This window comes from Streptomyces sp. NPDC101225 (genome assembly GCF_044767585.1).
Lineage (GTDB): Bacteria > Actinomycetota > Actinomycetes > Streptomycetales > Streptomycetaceae > Streptomyces.
The window spans coordinates 109,585-124,854 of the sequence record NZ_JBIWOE010000010.1 but is presented as its reverse complement, the minus strand read 5'-3'; the positions used below and the strand labels follow the sequence as shown (position 1 = coordinate 124,854).

14 protein-coding genes and 1 pseudogene are annotated in these 15,270 nt (G+C 73.9%); 11 read left to right on the top strand and 4 right to left on the bottom strand.

Translation table 11 applies throughout. From position 1 onward, the window contains the following. Nucleotides 1–99: 99 nt before the first annotated feature. The 6 genes from ACIRPX_RS17135 (at nucleotide 100) to mug (ending at nucleotide 5,713) form a co-directional block, all read left to right on the top strand. Entirely contained in the window at nucleotides 100–1,452 is a 1,353-nt protein-coding gene (locus ACIRPX_RS17135; protein ID WP_404194560.1) for a hemolysin family protein, read from the top strand. Continuing rightward, nucleotides 1,449–2,462, top strand: a complete 1,014-nt coding sequence (locus ACIRPX_RS17130) for a hemolysin family protein (RefSeq protein WP_404194558.1) — start codon at nucleotides 1,449–1,451, stop codon at nucleotides 2,460–2,462. The genes ACIRPX_RS17135 and ACIRPX_RS17130 overlap by 4 nt, the downstream gene beginning before the upstream one ends. A 60-nt stretch (nucleotides 2,463–2,522) precedes the next feature. Next, entirely contained in the window at nucleotides 2,523–3,305 is a 783-nt protein-coding gene (locus ACIRPX_RS17125) for an SGNH/GDSL hydrolase family protein (protein ID WP_404194555.1), read from the top strand. Between the two features lie 50 nt (nucleotides 3,306–3,355). Beyond that, a complete protein-coding gene (locus tag ACIRPX_RS17120) occupies nucleotides 3,356–3,655 on the top strand; it encodes a hypothetical protein (protein ID WP_404194552.1) in 300 nt (99 codons plus the stop codon). A 73-nt stretch (nucleotides 3,656–3,728) separates the two neighbouring features. Continuing rightward, nucleotides 3,729–5,171, top strand: a complete 1,443-nt coding sequence (gene purB, locus ACIRPX_RS17115) for an adenylosuccinate lyase (RefSeq protein WP_404194549.1) — start codon at nucleotides 3,729–3,731, stop codon at nucleotides 5,169–5,171. Further along, a complete protein-coding gene (gene mug / locus ACIRPX_RS17110; protein WP_404194863.1) occupies nucleotides 5,168–5,713 on the top strand; it encodes a G/U mismatch-specific DNA glycosylase in 546 nt (181 codons plus the stop codon). Before purB ends, mug begins: the two co-directional genes overlap by 4 nt. A 4-nt stretch (nucleotides 5,714–5,717) precedes the next feature. On the opposite strand, the gene ACIRPX_RS17105 is transcribed toward mug, so the two are convergent. Next, nucleotides 5,718–6,113 carry a hypothetical protein gene (locus ACIRPX_RS17105; RefSeq protein WP_404194546.1) on the bottom strand — a complete coding sequence of 132 codons (396 nt, stop codon included), beginning with the start codon at nucleotides 6,111–6,113 and terminating at the stop codon, nucleotides 5,718–5,720. Nucleotides 6,114–6,281: 168 nt separating this feature from the next. On the opposite strand from ACIRPX_RS17105, the gene ACIRPX_RS17100 reads away from it, so the two are divergent. Next, a complete protein-coding gene (locus ACIRPX_RS17100; protein WP_404194543.1) occupies nucleotides 6,282–7,439 on the top strand; it encodes an ROK family transcriptional regulator in 1,158 nt (385 codons plus the stop codon). 58 nt (nucleotides 7,440–7,497) lie between these two features. Here ACIRPX_RS17100 and ACIRPX_RS17095 read toward each other — a convergent pair whose 3' ends face one another. Together ACIRPX_RS17095 and ACIRPX_RS17090 are read right to left on the bottom strand one after the other, a co-directional pair. Beyond that, nucleotides 7,498–8,259 (bottom strand): GntR family transcriptional regulator, encoded by a 762-nt coding sequence (locus tag ACIRPX_RS17095; RefSeq protein ID WP_404194541.1) that lies wholly within the window; start codon nucleotides 8,257–8,259, stop codon nucleotides 7,498–7,500. 193 nt (nucleotides 8,260–8,452) lie between these two features. Then, nucleotides 8,453–9,331, bottom strand: coding sequence for an RNA polymerase sigma-70 factor (locus ACIRPX_RS17090; RefSeq protein ID WP_404194538.1), 879 nt, complete (start codon nucleotides 9,329–9,331; stop codon nucleotides 8,453–8,455). A 111-nt stretch (nucleotides 9,332–9,442) separates the two neighbouring features. Here ACIRPX_RS17090 and ACIRPX_RS17085 point away from each other — a divergent pair, with 111 nt between their 5' ends. Further along, entirely contained in the window at nucleotides 9,443–10,096 is a 654-nt protein-coding gene (locus tag ACIRPX_RS17085; RefSeq protein ID WP_404194535.1) for an NADPH-dependent F420 reductase, read from the top strand. 103 nt (nucleotides 10,097–10,199) lie between these two features. Next, complete coding sequence (locus tag ACIRPX_RS17080) at nucleotides 10,200–11,048, top strand: alpha/beta fold hydrolase (RefSeq protein ID WP_404194532.1); 849 nt, start codon at nucleotides 10,200–10,202, stop codon at nucleotides 11,046–11,048. A gap of 45 nt (nucleotides 11,049–11,093) precedes the next feature. Here ACIRPX_RS17080 and ACIRPX_RS17075 read toward each other — a convergent pair. Next, nucleotides 11,094–11,930, bottom strand: a pseudogene (locus ACIRPX_RS17075) (EamA family transporter); the annotation flags it as partial. 47 nt (nucleotides 11,931–11,977) lie between these two features. Here ACIRPX_RS17075 and ACIRPX_RS17070 point away from each other — a divergent pair. Together ACIRPX_RS17070 and ACIRPX_RS17065 are read left to right on the top strand one after the other, a co-directional pair. Beyond that, nucleotides 11,978–13,453: a PLP-dependent aminotransferase family protein gene (locus ACIRPX_RS17070; RefSeq protein WP_404194530.1), complete on the top strand. Its 1,476-nt coding sequence runs from the start codon at nucleotides 11,978–11,980 to the stop codon at nucleotides 13,451–13,453. 195 nt (nucleotides 13,454–13,648) lie between these two features. Beyond that, a complete protein-coding gene (locus ACIRPX_RS17065) occupies nucleotides 13,649–15,232 on the top strand; it encodes an alkaline phosphatase D family protein (protein ID WP_404194528.1) in 1,584 nt (527 codons plus the stop codon). Nucleotides 15,233–15,270 lie beyond the last annotated feature (38 nt).

Here is a 15,270-nt window from a genome sequence, read left to right as displayed (position 1 = left end):
TGAGCGTCCGCCCATGGGCGAACCCCCCGGTAGTCCGCGCGCCGCACGACATCGCGCGTTCCTCCCTCCCCTGTCCGACGATGGGACGGAGGTGACCCGATGACCGAAGTGCTCCTCCTGCTGGTGGCGATCCTGCTCTCGCTCGCCTGCGGCGCCTTCGTCGCGGCCGAGTTCTCCCTGACCACGGTCGAGCGCGGCGAGCTCGAACGGGCCGCCGAGCGCGGTGAGCGGGGCGCCACGGGCGCGCTGAAGGCCGTACGGAACCTGACGTTCCAGCTCTCCGGCGCCCAGCTCGGCATCACCGTCACCAACCTGGTCGTCGGCATGCTCGCCGAACCGTCCATCGCCAAGCTGATCGCGGGGCCGCTGGAGGCCCTGGGCATCCCCTCGTCGGCGGCGAGCTCCCTCGCGCTGGTGCTCGGCACCGCGCTGTCCACCGTCTTCCTGATGGTCGTCGGCGAGCTGGTGCCCAAGAACTGGGCGATCTCCTCGCCGCTGCCCGTGGCCAAGCGGGTGGGCAGCGGCCAGCGCTGGTTCAGCGCGGCCTTCCGCCCCTTCATCAGCCATCTCAACAACACCGCGAACCGCGTGGTGCGCCGCTTCGGGCTGGAGCCCACCGAGGAGCTGGCCTCCGCCCGCGGGCCCAAGGAACTGGCGGCCCTGGCCCGGCACTCCGCCAAGGAGGGCGCCCTGGAGCCCGACACCGCCGAGCTGTTCGTCCGGACGCTCAACCTCGCCGATCTCACCGCGGAGAACGTGATGACGCCCCGCGTGCAGGTCATCGCCCTCGACGCGCAGGCGACCTGCGAGGACGTGGCGAACGCGACCCGGGCGACCGGCCTGTCCCGGTTCCCGGTCTACCGCGGCACCCTCGACGCGGTGGTGGGCACCGCGCACGTCAAGGACGTCCTCGCGATACCCGCCGAGCGCCGCACCCGCACCCTCGTCTCCGAGCTGATGCGCGAACCGCTCCTGGTCCCGGAGACGCTCACCGTCGACCGGCTGCTGGACCGGTTGTCCGGCAGGCGCACCATGGCCGTCGTCATCGACGAGTACGGCGGCACCGCGGGCGTGGCCACGCTGGAGGACATCGTCGAGGAGGTCGTCGGCGAGGTCCGCGACGAGCACGACCCGCACGAGACGCCCGACCTGGCCGCCGCGGGCACCGACGACGAGGGCCACGCGCTGTACTCGGCCGACGGTTCGGCCCGCGTGGACCAGCTCGCACGCGTCGGGCTCCGGGCCCCCGAGGGACCGTACGAGACGCTGGCCGGCCTCGTCGCGGCGGAGCTGGGCCGGATCCCGGCCGTGGGTGACCGCGTGGAGGTCGCCGGGTGGCGGCTGGACGTGGTGGACGCCTCGGGGCGCCGGGCCGCACGGGTCGTGCTGCACGCGCCGTTCGACGACGGGGAAGAGGCCGCGGCCAAGGACGAGCAGGGGGACGCCCGATGACCGCCGTACAGCTGCTGATCGGTTTCGCGACCCTGGTCGTCAACGCCTTCTTCGTCGGGGCGGAGTTCGCCCTGATCTCCGTGCGCCGTTCGCAGATCGAGCCGTACGCCGAGGACGGCGACCGGCGGGCCAGGAGCGTTCTGTGGGGCCTTCAGCACGTGTCCGCGCTGCTGGCCGCCGCACAGCTCGGCATCACGCTGTGCACGCTGGTCCTCGGCGTGGTCGCGGAGCCGGCCATCGCGCATCTGCTGGAGCCGGTCTTCCACGCCGTCGGCGTGTCCGAGAGCGCGGGGCACGTGGTGTCCTTCGTCATCGCGCTGACCCTGGCGACGTATCTGCACATGCTGCTGGGCGAGATGGTGCCGAAGAACATCGCACTGGCCGAACCGGTGCGCAGCGCGCTGCTGCTCGGCCCGCCGCTGGTCGCCCTCTCCCGGGCGCTGCGCCCGGTGATCTTCGCGATCAACGCCTTCGCCAACGCACTGCTGAAACTGCTGCGGGTGGAGACCAAGGACGAGGTCGCGGCGACCTTCTCGGACGCCGAGCTGGCCCGGATCGTACGGGACTCCGGCGAGGCGGGCCTGATCGACGAGCGCGCCCGGGAGCGCCTGCACGACGCCCTGGAACTGGGCCGCCGCCCGGTGCGCGACGTCGTCCTGCCGCTGGAGGGCGTCGTCTACGCGCGCGTGGGCGTGACACCGGACGAACTGGAGCGGCTGTCGGCCCGGTCGGGCTTCTCCCGCTTCCCGGTGGTGGACGAGGGGCGCCGCATCGTCGGCTATCTGCACGTCAAGGACGCGCTGGACGCCCCGGGCCGGGACGTGCCGTTCCGCGTGGAGGACATGCGGTCCATCGCCCGCGTCCGCGCGGGCACACCGCTGGACGACGTGCTCACCGCCATGCGCGGCAGCCGCACGCACCTGGCGGCCGTCCTCGGCGACGACGGCCGGCTCGCCGGCCTGGTGACCATGGAGGACGTGCTGCGGGAGCTGTTCGGGCAGCGGGCGTGAGGTGAGCCGCCCGGGCCGACCGACCGGCGGGTATGGTGCCGGGATACCATCGCTGTCGCCATGCAGAAGAACCCCACGCACACCAGCCTGGTCGCGGTCGGCGACTCCTTCACCGAGGGCATGTCGGACCTGCTGCCGGACGGCTCCTACCGCGGCTGGGCCGACCTCCTCGCCGCCCGGATGGCGGCGGTCGCCCCCGGCTTCCGGTACGCCAACCTCGCCGTCCGCGGCAAGCTGATCCAGCAGATCGTCGACGAGCAGGTCGACGTGGCCGCGGCCATGCGGCCCGATGTGATCACTCTGGTGGGCGGCCTCAACGACACCCTGCGGCCCAAGTGCGACATGGGGCGGGTGCGGGGTCTGCTGACCGAGGCCGTGGAGCGGCTGTCCCCGGCCTGCGAGCAGCTGCTGCTGATGCGCAGCCCGGGCCGGCGCGGACCGGTCCTGGAGCGCTTCCGGCCGCGTATGGAGGAGCTGTTCGACCACGTCGACGCGCTCGCCTCCCGCCACGGCGCGGTGGTCGTCGACCTGTACGGCGCGCCCTCGCTCGGCGACCCCCGCCTGTGGGACGTCGACCGGCTGCACCTGACGGCCGAGGGGCACCGCAGGGTCGCGGAGGCGGTCTGGCAGAAGCTCGGCTACGCCCCCGAGGACGCCGAGTGGCACACGCCGATGGCGGTGACCGCGCCTCCGGGGTGGGCCAGCCGGCGGATCGCGGACGTCCGCTTCGCCCGGCAGCACCTGCTGCCGTGGATCGGCCGACGGCTCACCGGCCGCTCCTCGGGCGACGGGCTGCCGCCCAAGCGCCCCGAGCTGCTGCCCTACGAGGGCCCGGCGGCGTAGCGTCCGGCCGTGATCACCCGGGTGACCGGCGTCAGGGGCCGCATCCACGCGTGGGGCCCCGGCCCGGACACGCCCCGGCCGGAATCGTCCACGCCGTCCGCCGCCGGACCGTGGGCGGCCGGAACCTGCCCCGGCAGCCGCCGTACGGCCCCTTCGCCCACGACACCCCCGAGCGCCGCCGGGCCGGCACCCGCGCCGAGGTGACGGCGACGTACCGGGCGTACCCGCCGGCGCGCGCCGAGCTGCTGGAACTGGCTCCCGCGCCGCGCCGACGGACGCCGGCCTGCCGGTGCGCGCCCGCGCTGTGGCACGGTGACGTGCCGGCGGAGCCGGCCGACTCCCCGTGGTGACGCGGGTCTCGTAGCTTCCGACGAAGGGGGGCGCGGCGCTGGCCTGCACGAATCGCCAGTAGAATCCGTCCACGTGACTTCTGCGCCCGCCAAGCCCCGCATCCCGAACGTCCTCGCCGGACGCTACGCCTCCGCCGAGCTCGCCACGCTCTGGTCGCCCGAGCAGAAGGTGAAGCTGGAGCGGCAGCTCTGGCTCGCCGTGCTGCGGGCCCAGAAGGACCTCGGCATCGAGGTGCCGGACGGGGCGATCGCCGACTACGAGCGTGTCCTGGACACCGTCGACCTCGCGTCCATCGCCGAGCGCGAGAAGGTCACCCGGCACGACGTGAAGGCCCGGATCGAGGAGTTCAACGACCTCGCCGGGCATGAGCACGTGCACAAGGGCATGACCTCGCGCGACCTCACCGAGAACGTCGAGCAGCTCCAGATCCGGCTGTCGCTGGAGCTGATGCGCGGCCGCACGGTGGCCGTGCTGGCGCGTCTGGGCAAGCTGGCGGGCGAGTACGCCGAGCTGGTCATGGCCGGCCGCTCGCACAACGTCGCCGCGCAGGCCACGACGCTGGGCAAGCGGTTCGCGACCGCGGCCGACGAGCTGCTCGTCGCGTACGGCCGGGTCGAGGAACTGCTCGGCCGCTACCCGCTGCGGGGCATCAAGGGCCCGGTGGGCACGGCGCAGGACATGCTGGACCTGCTGGGCGGCGACGCCTCGAAGCTCGCCGAGCTGGAGGACCGGATCGCCGGGCACCTGGGCTTCTCGCAGGCGTTCACCTCGGTCGGCCAGGTCTACCCGCGCTCGCTGGACTACGAGGTCGTGACGGCGCTCGTGCAGCTCGCGGCCGCCCCCTCCTCGCTCGCCAGGACGATCCGCCTGATGGCCGGGCACGAGCTGGTCACCGAGGGCTTCAAGCCCGGCCAGGTCGGTTCCTCCGCGATGCCGCACAAGATGAACACGCGGTCCTGCGAGCGCGTCAACGGCCTGATGGTGATCCTGCGCGGCTACGCCTCGATGACCGGCGAGCTGGCGGGGGACCAGTGGAACGAGGGCGACGTGTCCTGCTCGGTGGTCCGCCGGGTGGCCCTGCCCGACGCGTTCTTCGCGCTGGACGGCCTGCTGGAGACGTTCCTGACCGTGCTGGACGAGTTCGGCGCCTTCCCCGCGGTGATCGCGCGCGAGCTGGACCGCTACCTGCCGTTCCTCGCGACCACGAAGGTGCTCATGGGCGCGGTGCGCTCGGGCGTCGGCCGCGAGGTCGCCCACGAGGCGATCAAGGAGAACGCCGTCGCCACGGCGCTCGCGATGCGCGAGCAGGGTGCCGAGCGCAACGACCTGCTCGACAAGCTGGCCGCCGACGAGCGGCTGCCGCTCGACCGCGAGCAGCTGGCGGACCTGATGGCGGACAGGCTGTCCTTCACGGGCGCGGCCGCCGCCCAGGTGGGAGCCGTCGTCGCCCGTGTCGAGGAGATCGTCAAGCAGCACCCGGAGGCCGCGGGCTACACGCCGGGGGCGATCCTCTGACCCGCTTCACCCAGGCGGAACTGGAGGCCGCTCGCGGCCGTCTCGTCCCGGACGTGGCCGCCGACGGCCTCCAGGTGCTCTTCTGCGGCATCAACCCGGGGTTGACGACGGCCGCGACGGGCCACCATTTCGCCCGGCCCGGCAACCGGTTCTGGCCGGTGCTGCACCTGTCCGGGTTCACGCCGAGGCTGCTGAAGCCGGCCGAGCAGCAGGAGTTGCTGTCGTACGGGCTGGGGATCACGAACGTCGTGGCGCGGGCGACCGCGCGGGCCGACGAGCTGACGGCCGAGGAGTACCGCGAGGGCGGACGGCACCTGGCCTTGAAGGTCGCGCGGCTGCGTCCGCGCTGGCTGGCCGTGGTCGGGGTCACCGCCTACCGGGCGGCCTTCGACGACCGTACGGCGCAAGTGGGGCCCCAGGAGCGGCTGATCGGGGATGCGCGGGTATGGGTCCTGCCGAATCCGAGCGGCCTCAACGCCCACTGGACGGCGGCGACGATGGCGGAGGAGTACGGGCGGCTGCGGGTGGCCGCGCAGGCGTGACCCGTCAGTCCGGGACGACGTCCGTGACGGCGAGGAGCAGCCGGACCCCGGCCTCGGGGTCGGTGTCCGCCACGGTGACGATGAGCCAGCGGCCGCGGGCGTTCTCCCAGCCCCGCAGCTCCACCGCCTGGGCAGCGAGCCGCGCCCAGGGGTCGGGTATCTCCTCCCCGCGGCTCATGCGCTCCCGCAGCGTCCCGGTCCCCCAGCGGGCGGCCGCTCCTCGCCGGGTGGTCAGCCGCTCGGTGAGGGCTTCTTCCAGGGCGTAGACGTCCTCCGCCGTCAGGCGGCCGTCCGGGCACTCGCCGCCGCTCACCGCTAACTCGACCATGCCGGGACCGGGCCCGCCCACGTCCCGGTCCCACAGCTCGTCGACCAGGGCGAGGCACTTCGCGATGTCCATGTGATCCAGTAAAGCGGGTGCCACTGACAATTGGCGGTCCGTCAGGCGACCCCGCGCAGCGCACGCTCCGCGGGCCGGCCGGTGTGTCGGTCCCCCCTGGCACTCGCCGGGCTCCCCGCCGCCGAGTACCATCCGGCCAACACGCGCACGAGCTGGGAGGACGGGACCTTGGGGCAGCTGACCGGCGGGGATCCCTCACTGCTGCGAAGGATCAACTCCGCGGTGGTGCTGCACGCGCTGCGGGCCACGGACGCGGCGACACTGACCGAGATCACCCGGGTGACCGGACTGTCCCGGCCGACCGTCGAGGGTGTCGTCGAGGGCCTCATCGAAGCGGGCTACGTCGTCGAGAAGGCGGCCGACGAGAGCCTCGTACGGCGGCAGGGGCGGCCCGCCCGGCGCTTCCGGTTCCGGGCCGAGGCCGGACATCTGCTGGGCCTGGACATCGGCTCCCACCGCGTGGCCGCGCTGCTGGCCGACCTCGACGGGCGGGTACTCGGCTCGGCGAGCAAGGACGTCGACGAGTCGGCGCCCGCCGAGGAGCGCCTGGACCGGGCCCGTACGACGGTGGCGGAGCTGCTGCGCCGGGCCGGGGTCTCCCGTGGCTCGCTGCGGGCCGTCGGCGTGGCCTCGCCCGGGATCGTCGAGGCCGACGGCACGGTACGGCTGTGCGCGGCGCTGCCGGAATGGACGGGACTGGCCCTCGGCGAGCGGCTGAGCCGGTCCTTCAAGTGCCCGGTGCTGGTGGAGAACGACGCCAACGCCGCCGCCGTCGCCGAGCACTGGAAGGGCGCGGCCACCGAGTCCGACGACATCGTGTTCGTGCTCGCCGGACTCAGCCCGGGGGCGGGCTCGCTGATCGGCGGACAGCTGCACCGCGGGTACGGCGGGGCGGCGGGTGAGATCGGCGCGCTGCACCTGCTGGGCCGCGAGGTGACGCCCGAGACGCTGCTGTCCACCACGGACGAGCCCCTGCATCCGCTCGACGAGCAGGCCGTCGCCGAGGTCTTCGCGCAGGCCCGCGAGGGCGACCAGCGGGCCCGCGCGGCCGTCGAGCGCTTCATCCAGCGGCTCGTGCACGACGTGGCCGCCCTCGTGCTGGCCCTCGACCCGGAGCTGGTCGTCGTCGGCGGCTGGGCCTCGGGCCTGGACGGCGTACTGGACCCGCTGCGCCGCGAGTTGGCGCGCTACTGCCTGCGCCCGCCGGAGGTGGCGCTGTCGCTGCTCGGGGAGGCGGCGGTGGCGACCGGCGCGCTGCGGCTCGCCCTGGACCACGTGGAGGAGCAGCTGTTCGCGGTGGAGGGCACCGTGACGGCGCGCCGCTGAGAGGGCCGTGCGGCGCTGTGCCCCGGAGCGGCTCCGGGGCACAGCGGCAGGCCGGGGGTCAGGACGCCTGGCGCTCGGGTCCCTGGTGGATCTCCACACCGCCCGAGTCGCCGAAGGTCAGCCGGCAGGTGTCCGCGCGGTACGTGGCGACGGACAGCGCCGCGGTGCGGCCCTCGGCGAGGAAGCGGGTGGTGACGACGAGGACGGGCGCGCCCGGGAGCCGGTCCAGTTCCTTCGCGTCGTCGGCGCGCGCGGAGCCCAGTTCCACGGAGCTGTCGCGGCGCTCCAGCTCCAGCCGGTGCAGCTCGCGCAGCACCGCACGCGCGCGTGCCGGGCCGGACGGCGCGTCTATGGCCGACAGGTCGGGCACCGAGGCGGTCGGGATGTGGAGCAGCTCCGCCGCGACGGTCTGGCCGTGCGAGGTACGGGAGCGGCGCACGGTGTGGACGGCCTCGTCCGGGGCGATCTCCAGCGCCGCGGCGACGGCGGCGGACGCGGCCCCCTGGACGCAGTCGACTGCCTGCCAGACGTCGTCGGCGCCCCCCGGCCAGGCGTGCTGCTCCGTGCCGACCGCGACGCCCACGCGCGGCGGGGCGACGGTCGTGCCGACCCCGCGGCGGCGCTGCAGCCTGCCCTCCAGTTCGAGCTGCTCCAGGGCCTGGCGGAGCGTGGCCCGGGCGACGCCGAAGCGGGCCGCCAGGTCCCGTTCGTTGGGCAGGATCTCGCCCACGGAGAACTCGGAATCCAATGCCTCGCTGAGCACGGTCTTGAGGTGCCAGTACTTCGGTTCCGGCACCGACTCCAACTGCGTGGTCCCCACCCTGTCCTCCGCAATCGCCGTGATCCGGCGGCGTTTTAGCGCCCTTGTTTATTAAAGGTTGTTGCACTTATCTGCGACCATAAGGCGGCCCAAACCCTTGGTCAAGACCAATCCTCGATCCCGGTGGGCACGGCACGGGGCGCCCGCCGCGCAGCGTTCACACGGCGTTCGTAACGGAGCTGCCTCCTCCGTTTCAGGGAGCCATGAGGGAGAGGAATTTGTCCGGGTTGCGCATGATGTAGATCGCCTGGATGCGGTCCTCGTAGACGTCCACCTGGAAGACGCTGTCGGGCTTGCCCGCGGACAGGACGACGACCGCGACGCCGCCGTTGATTTCCATGAACCGGAACGTCGGGTCCGGCACGCCCTTCCCGGCGGCGCCGATGAGGAAGCGGCCCACCTTGTCGGAGGTCTCCAGGACCCGCAGGGGGGCGCGGGACTTGCCGCCGCTGTCGCCCACGAGCCGCACGTCGGGGGCGAGCAGGGCCATGAGCGTCTCCAGGTCGCCGCCACCCGCGGCGGCGAGGAACTGCTCGGTCAGCTCACGGCGCCGGGCGGGATCGACCTCGTAGCGCGGCCTGCGCTCGTCGACGTGCTTGCGGGCCCGCCCGGCGAGCTGGCGTACCGCCGCCTCGCCCCGGTCGAGCATGGCGGCGATGTCCGCGTACGGGTAGCCGAAGGCCTCGCGCAGCACGAACACGGCCCGCTCCAGCGGCGAGAGCGACTCCAGCACGACGAGGACGGCGAGCGAGACGGAGTCGGCGAGCACGGCGCGCTCGGCGGTGTCCGGGACGCCGTCCCCGAAGTCGGTCAGGTACGGCTCGGGCAGCCACGGGCCGACGTACGCCTCGTTGCGGGCCTTGACCTGGCGCAGCCGGTCGATGGCGAGGCGCGTGGTGACGCGCACCAGGTAGGCGCGCGGCTCGCGCACGCCGCCGCGGTCCGCGCCGGACCAGCGCAGCCAGGCGTCCTGGACCACGTCCTCCGCGTCGGCCACCCTGCCGAGCATGCGGTAGGCGACTCCCATCAGGACGGGGCGGTGCTCTTCGAAGACGTCGGTGTCGGTGGTCACGGTCCCATCCCATGCGACGCGTGCGGCCGTGTCCAGGAGAATTCCGCGTGTTCCGGAGCAGAATGGCCCGCGGGCCGCCGGCGGTCGGCGGCGAAGGCAGCGGAGGCGGCCATGCGGTACGCGGTTCTGGGAACGGGCACGGTGGGGCGGAAGCTCGGCGGCAAACTGGTGGCACTGGGCCACGAGGTGACGCTCGGCTCGCGCACCAAGGACAATCCGGCCGCCCTGGAGTGGGCGCGCCAGACCGGCGCGGGGGCGCGGGCCGGCACCTTCGAGGAGGCGGCCTCGCCCGCGGAGGTGGTCATCACGGCCGTCGGGGGCCGGGTGACCCTCGCGGCGCTGGAGGCGGCCGGGGCGGCGCAGCTCGACGGGAAGATCGTCGTCGACGTCTCCAACCCCATCGCCTTCGAGGACGGGCAGGTGCGGCTGGACCCGGTCGGGTCGGACAGCGTGGGCGAGCAGGTGCAGCGCGCGTTTCCGCACGCACGCGTGGTGAAGACGCTCAACACCGTCAACTGCGACGTGATGGTGGAGCCCTCCCTGGTGCCCGGTGAGCACCAGATCTTCGTGTGCGGGGAGGACGCGGACGCCAAGGAGCAGGTCACCCGCATGCTCGGCGAGTTCGGCTGGCCCGCGCACCGGGTGCTCGACCTGGGCGGGATCACGGCCTCGCGCGGCGTCGAGATGTTCATGCCGCTGTGGCTGGACCTCATGCGCCGGTTCGGGACGCCGCATTTCAACATGGAGTTCCGCCCGGGGCGTTGACGTCCGCGGTGTTGCCCGCACCCGGGGGCTACCCGTCGGTAGCAATTGCTGACAAGCTGTCTACGGCGTGTCCGTCAGCGAGCCCCAGACGAGGAGCACCTCCATGTCCGCCACCGTCTCCTTCAAGGTCCCCTCACCAGGCGGTCCGCAGCCCGTGACCGTCTCCTACGCGCGCGTGGGCAGCGGCGAGCCGCTGCTCCTGCTGCACGGCATCGGCCACCACCGGCAGGCCTGGGACCCGGTGGTGGACATTCTGGCGACCGAGCGCGACGTGATCGCCGTGGACCTGCCCGGCTTCGGCGTCTCCCCCGGGCTGCCGGACGGGCTCGCCTACGACCTGGCGACGACGACGGCCGTGTTCCGCGCGTTCTGCGAGGCACTGGAGCTCGACCGTCCGCATGTGGCGGGCAACTCCCTCGGCGGTCTGCTCGCGCTCGAGCTCGGCCGCGAGAAGGTCGTGCGGTCCGTGACCGCCCTGTCCCCGGCCGGTTTCTGGTCGGAGGCCGAACGGCGTTACGCCTTCGGTGTGCTGACCGCCATGCGGCGGATCTCGCGGCGGCTGCCGCCGCCACTGGTGCGGCGGCTGTCGCGTTCGGCGGCCGGGCGGACCATGCTGACGAGCACCATCTACGCCCGCCCGGGCCGGCGTTCACCCGAGGCCGTGGTCGCCGAGACGCTCGCCCTGGCGCAGGCGACCGGGTTCGACGCGACCCTCCGGGCGGGCAGCAGCGTGCGGTTCACCGACGACCTGCCCGGTCTTCCGGTCACCGTGGGCTGGGGCAGCAGGGACATGCTGCTGGTACGCCGCCAGGGCGTGCGCGCCAAGCAGATCATCCCCCGGGCCCGGCTGGTGCGGCTGCCCGGCTGCGGGCACTGCCCGATGAGCGACGACCCGGCGCTGGTCGCCCGCGTAGTCCTCGACGGCAGCCGCGCGCCCGGGCGCAGCAGCTGAGGCGGTGCGCCCGCGGGCCGGGGCACCGGATCCCAGGGCGACGCCGGCGCCGACGAGGACGCTGCCGAGGGCCTGGGCGGCCCCGTAGGAGCCCGCTCCGACCAGCGGGGCCGTGCAGGCGGCGGCGACCGGGATGAGGCCAGAGAAGAGCGTCGCGCGCTCGGCACCGAGCCGCTGCATGCCCCGGTACCAGCACACGAAGCCGACGACGGTGACGACCACCGCCTGCCACAGCAGCGCGGCGGCCTCGGTGGTGTCGGGGCGCCGCAGCCACGCCGGGCCGTCCACCAGCGGCCCGGCCGCCGCCGATCCGGCCGCGGCGATGCCGCACACCGTGGCCGACAGCAGCCGGGGGCCCAGGGGCCGCAGGACGGGCACGGCGAGTACGGCGAACCCGACCTCCCCGGCCAGCGCGCAGGCCGAGAAGGCGATCCCGGTGCCGTCCGTGCGCCCCCATCCCTGCACCGTGAAGGCACCGCAGGCGACCAGCAACGCCCCGTACAGCACCGCGCGTCGGGGCCGGCGTCCGTCCAGGAGCGGCACCAGGACGGCGACGACCACGGGCGCGCATCCCACGAAGACCCCGGGCACGGCCGGTTCGGCGGAACGCTCCGCCGCGATCACGGCCAGGTTGAAGCCGACCATGCCGACGGCGGCGAGCAGTGCGAGGCGCAGCCACCGGCGGGGCGCGAGCGCGCGCAGCCGTGCCGTGGCGCCCTTGCCGGCCAGGGGCAGGAGCAGCAGGCAGGCGAGACCGTAGCGCAGGAACTGGCCGCCCGCGTACGGGTAGCGGCCCAGGACGCTGTTCGCCGTGAAGGACCCGCCGACGAGGACGCAGGCGAGCGCGGCCGGCAGGGCGCCGCGCGTGGTGGTGGCGTTCATGGCGGCGACGCTAGGCAGTGCGGCGGTCCGGTTTAAGGTCCATTTCCATGACGTCATCGCAGACCAATCGGGACGAGCCCGCCGCCCCGGCCGCGGCCACGCAGCCCGTCGGGGCCGGCTCCCCCGCCTGGGAACTGCTCCTGCCCGCCGTCTCCGCCCCGGCACGCACGCGCGGGCGCTCGCTGCAGGCGGCACTTCGGGAGGCGGTGCGGACCGGGAGGCTGGCGCCGGGCACCCGGCTGCCGTCGAGCCGGGATCTCGCCGCCGACCTGGGGGTGTCGCGGGGGCTGGTCACCGAGGCGTACGAGCAGCTGACGGCGGAGGGCTATCTGCGCAGCGGGCGCGGGGCCGGCACCTGGGTGGGCGGCGCCGTGCGGGCCGCGCCGCCACGCGCGCGTGACCTCGCGCCGCGCTCCCCCGGCGTGCGGGCGGACTTCGTGGCGGGCACGCCGGATCTGTCGCTGTTCCCGCGCTCCGCCTGGGCGGCGGCGCAGCGTGCCGTCCTGGCCGGGCTGCCGCACCAGGACCTCGGCTATCCCGATCCGCGCGGACTGCCGCGGCTGCGCACCGCGCTGGCCGAACTGCTGGCGCGCCGCCGGGGCGTGGTCGCGGACCCGGAGCGCATCGTCGTCGTCTCCGGGGTGGCACAGGCGACGACCCTGCTCGGATTCGCGCTCCACGCGCGCGGGGTGCGCGCCGTCGGTGTGGAGGACCCCGGCAGCCCGCAGCACGACGCCCTGTACGCCTCGGCCGGCGTCACGACCGTGCCCCTGCCGCTGGACGACGAGGGAATCGTCCCCGGCCCGCTGCGGGACTCGGGCGTCCGGGCCGTCGTGACGACACCCTCCCACCAGTTCCCCACCGGGATCGCCTACTCCGCACGCCGGCGCACCCGGCTGCTCGCCTGGGCACGGTCGGTGGACGGGCTCGTCCTGGAGGACGACTACGACGGCGACTTCCGCTACGACCGCGCTCCCGTGGGCGCGTTGCAGGGCCTCGACCCGGAGCACGTGGCCTACACGGGCTCCGTCAGCAAGTCGCTCGCCCCGGGACTGCGGCTCGGCTGGCTGCTCGTGCCGGAGTCGCTGGCCGACGAGGTGATCGAGCGCAAGCGCACCATGGATCTCGGCCATCCCACCCTCGACCAGGCGCTGTTCGCCCACTTCGTCGAACGCGGCGACTACGACCGCCAGCTGCGCCGCTGCCAGCGCGCGTACCGCGAACGGCGCGACGTGCTGGTGGCAGCGCTGCGGGAGCACTTCCCCGGTGCGGAGGTCTCGGGGATCGCGGCCGGACTGCACGTCATCGCCGCGCTGCCGGAGCGGTACGGCCCGCGGGAGGACTTCCTCGCGCGCGTCACCGCGGCCGGCGTCGCCGTACGCCCGCTGGCGGACTACACGCACGCGCGTGCCGACGCGGACGGGGCAGAGGGCGTACGGCTGGTGCTCGGCTACGCCCATCTCGCGCCCGCGCGCATCCGGGCGGGCGTAGGGCTCATGGCCGAGGCCGCGACGGGGGCGTGAGAGCAGGGCGAGCACGGCGCACGGGGATCGGCGGCCGGCCCGGAGCCTGCGGTCCGACGTCGGGGCCACGGGCGTCGCGCGCCCTTTCCCCTGCCCGTGCGGTCAGTTGTTCACCCGTGGTTTCCGCGCGCGCTGCGGCGCACCAGTAGGTGTGGCATCGCACACTGGCCGGAGCCCGTTCCTGGAGGCGCATCCATGACACACAGCCCGTTCCCGGGCCGCCGCAGCCTGCTGCGCGGCACCCTCGCCGCGCCCGCGGCACTGGCCCTGCCCACCGCCCTCGGCACGGCGCCGGCCTTCGCCCTCCCGGGTCGCCCCAGGGCGGGTTGGGGCGTGCAGGCGGGAGACGTGACCTGCGACTCCGGGCTGGTGTGGGTGCGCTCCGACCGCCCGGCCCGGATGGTCGTGGAGACGTCCGCGACGGATTCCTTCCGCACGGCGCGCAGGTGGCGCGGACCGCTGCTCGGCCCGGACTCCGACTTCACCGGCACCACCCGGCTGCACGGGCTCCCCGCGGGCGAGCAGGTCCACTACCGCGTGCTGCTCGCCGACCCGGACGACCCGCGCCGCACCGGCGAGCCCGTGACCGGCACCTTCCGCACGGCCCCCGCGAGGCGGCGCCAGGACGTCAGGTTCGTGTGGTCAGGAGACCTGGCGGGCCAGGGCTGGGGCATCAACGAATCCATCGGCGGCTACCGGATCTTCGACGCCATGGCGAAGCTGGACCCGGACTTCTTCCTGTGCAGCGGCGACAACATCTACGCCGACGGCGCCATCGCGGCGACGCAGACGCTGCCCGACGGCGGCCTGTACCGCAACGTCACCACCGAGGAGAAGGCGCACGTCGCGGTCACGCTCGACGACTTCCGCGGCAACTTCCGCTACAACCTGCTGGACCAGGCGCTGCGCCGGTTCAACGCCCAGGTGCCCAACGTCGTCCAGTGGGACGACCACGAGGTCCGCAACAACTGGTACCCGGGCGAGGTCATCGGCTCGGGCACCCCCTATCCGGCCGGTACGAAGCTGGACGACCTGGCGCTGCGCTCCCGGCGCGCGTTCTCCGAGTACTTCCCCGTCTCCACGATCGGCGGCCGCCCGGACGGACGGATCTACCGCGTCCACCACCACGGTCCGCTCCTCGACGTCTTCGTGCTCGACATGCGGACGTACCGCAACGCCAACTCGCCCGACGACCAGACGGCCGATCCGCAGGGCATCCTCGGCGCCGAGCAGCTGGCGTGGCTCAAGCGGGAGCTGTCGCGGTCGCGCACGGTGTGGAAGGTCGTCGCCGCCGACATGCCGCTCGGCCTCGTCGTGCCCGACGGGCTCGAGGGCAAGCCCCACTTCGAGGCCGTCGCCCAGGGCGACCCGGGTGCGCCGCTCGGCCGTGAGCTGCAGATCGCGGAGCTGCTGCGGTACATCAAGCACCGCCGGATCACGGGGACGGTGTGGCTGACGGCCGACGTGCACCACACCTCGGCCCAGCACTACGACCCGTCACGGGCGGCGTTCAAGGACTTCGAGCCGTTCTGGGAGTTCGTCTCGGGCCCGCTCAACGCCGGCGCCTTCCCGGCCGGCGCGCTCGACGCCACCTTCGGTCCGGACCGGGTGTTCGTGAAGGCGCCGACCGCCTCGAACGTCTCGCCGGCCGAGGGCTACCAGTTCTTCGGCGAGGTCGACATCGACGGCTCCAGCGGCGAGCTGACGGTGCGGCTGCGCGAGTACGACGGCACCGTTCTGTTCACCAGGACGCTTCAGCCCGGTCGCGTGGGCCAGTGACTCCCGTACCCTTTGCCTGGGCCGCGCACCGGCGTCAT

Excerpts from the sequence above, each read along its gene's own strand:
- ACIRPX_RS17070 (WP_404194530.1), top strand. The coding sequence starts at position 11,978 with ATGACGTCATCGCAGACCAATCGGGACGAGCCCGCCGCCCCGGCCGCG.
- ACIRPX_RS17135 (WP_404194560.1), top strand. The coding sequence starts at position 100 with ATGACCGAAGTGCTCCTCCTGCTGGTGGCGATCCTGCTCTCGCTCGCC.
- ACIRPX_RS17065 (WP_404194528.1), top strand. The coding sequence starts at position 13,649 with ATGACACACAGCCCGTTCCCGGGCCGCCGCAGCCTGCTGCGCGGCACC.
- ACIRPX_RS17085 (WP_404194535.1), top strand. The coding sequence starts at position 9,443 with ATGCGGTACGCGGTTCTGGGAACGGGCACGGTGGGGCGGAAGCTCGGC.
- ACIRPX_RS17105 (WP_404194546.1), bottom strand. The coding sequence starts at position 6,113 with ATGGACATCGCGAAGTGCCTCGCCCTGGTCGACGAGCTGTGGGACCGG.
- ACIRPX_RS17130 (WP_404194558.1), top strand. The coding sequence starts at position 1,449 with ATGACCGCCGTACAGCTGCTGATCGGTTTCGCGACCCTGGTCGTCAAC.
- ACIRPX_RS17080 (WP_404194532.1), top strand. The coding sequence starts at position 10,200 with ATGTCCGCCACCGTCTCCTTCAAGGTCCCCTCACCAGGCGGTCCGCAG.
- ACIRPX_RS17125 (WP_404194555.1), top strand. The coding sequence starts at position 2,523 with ATGCAGAAGAACCCCACGCACACCAGCCTGGTCGCGGTCGGCGACTCC.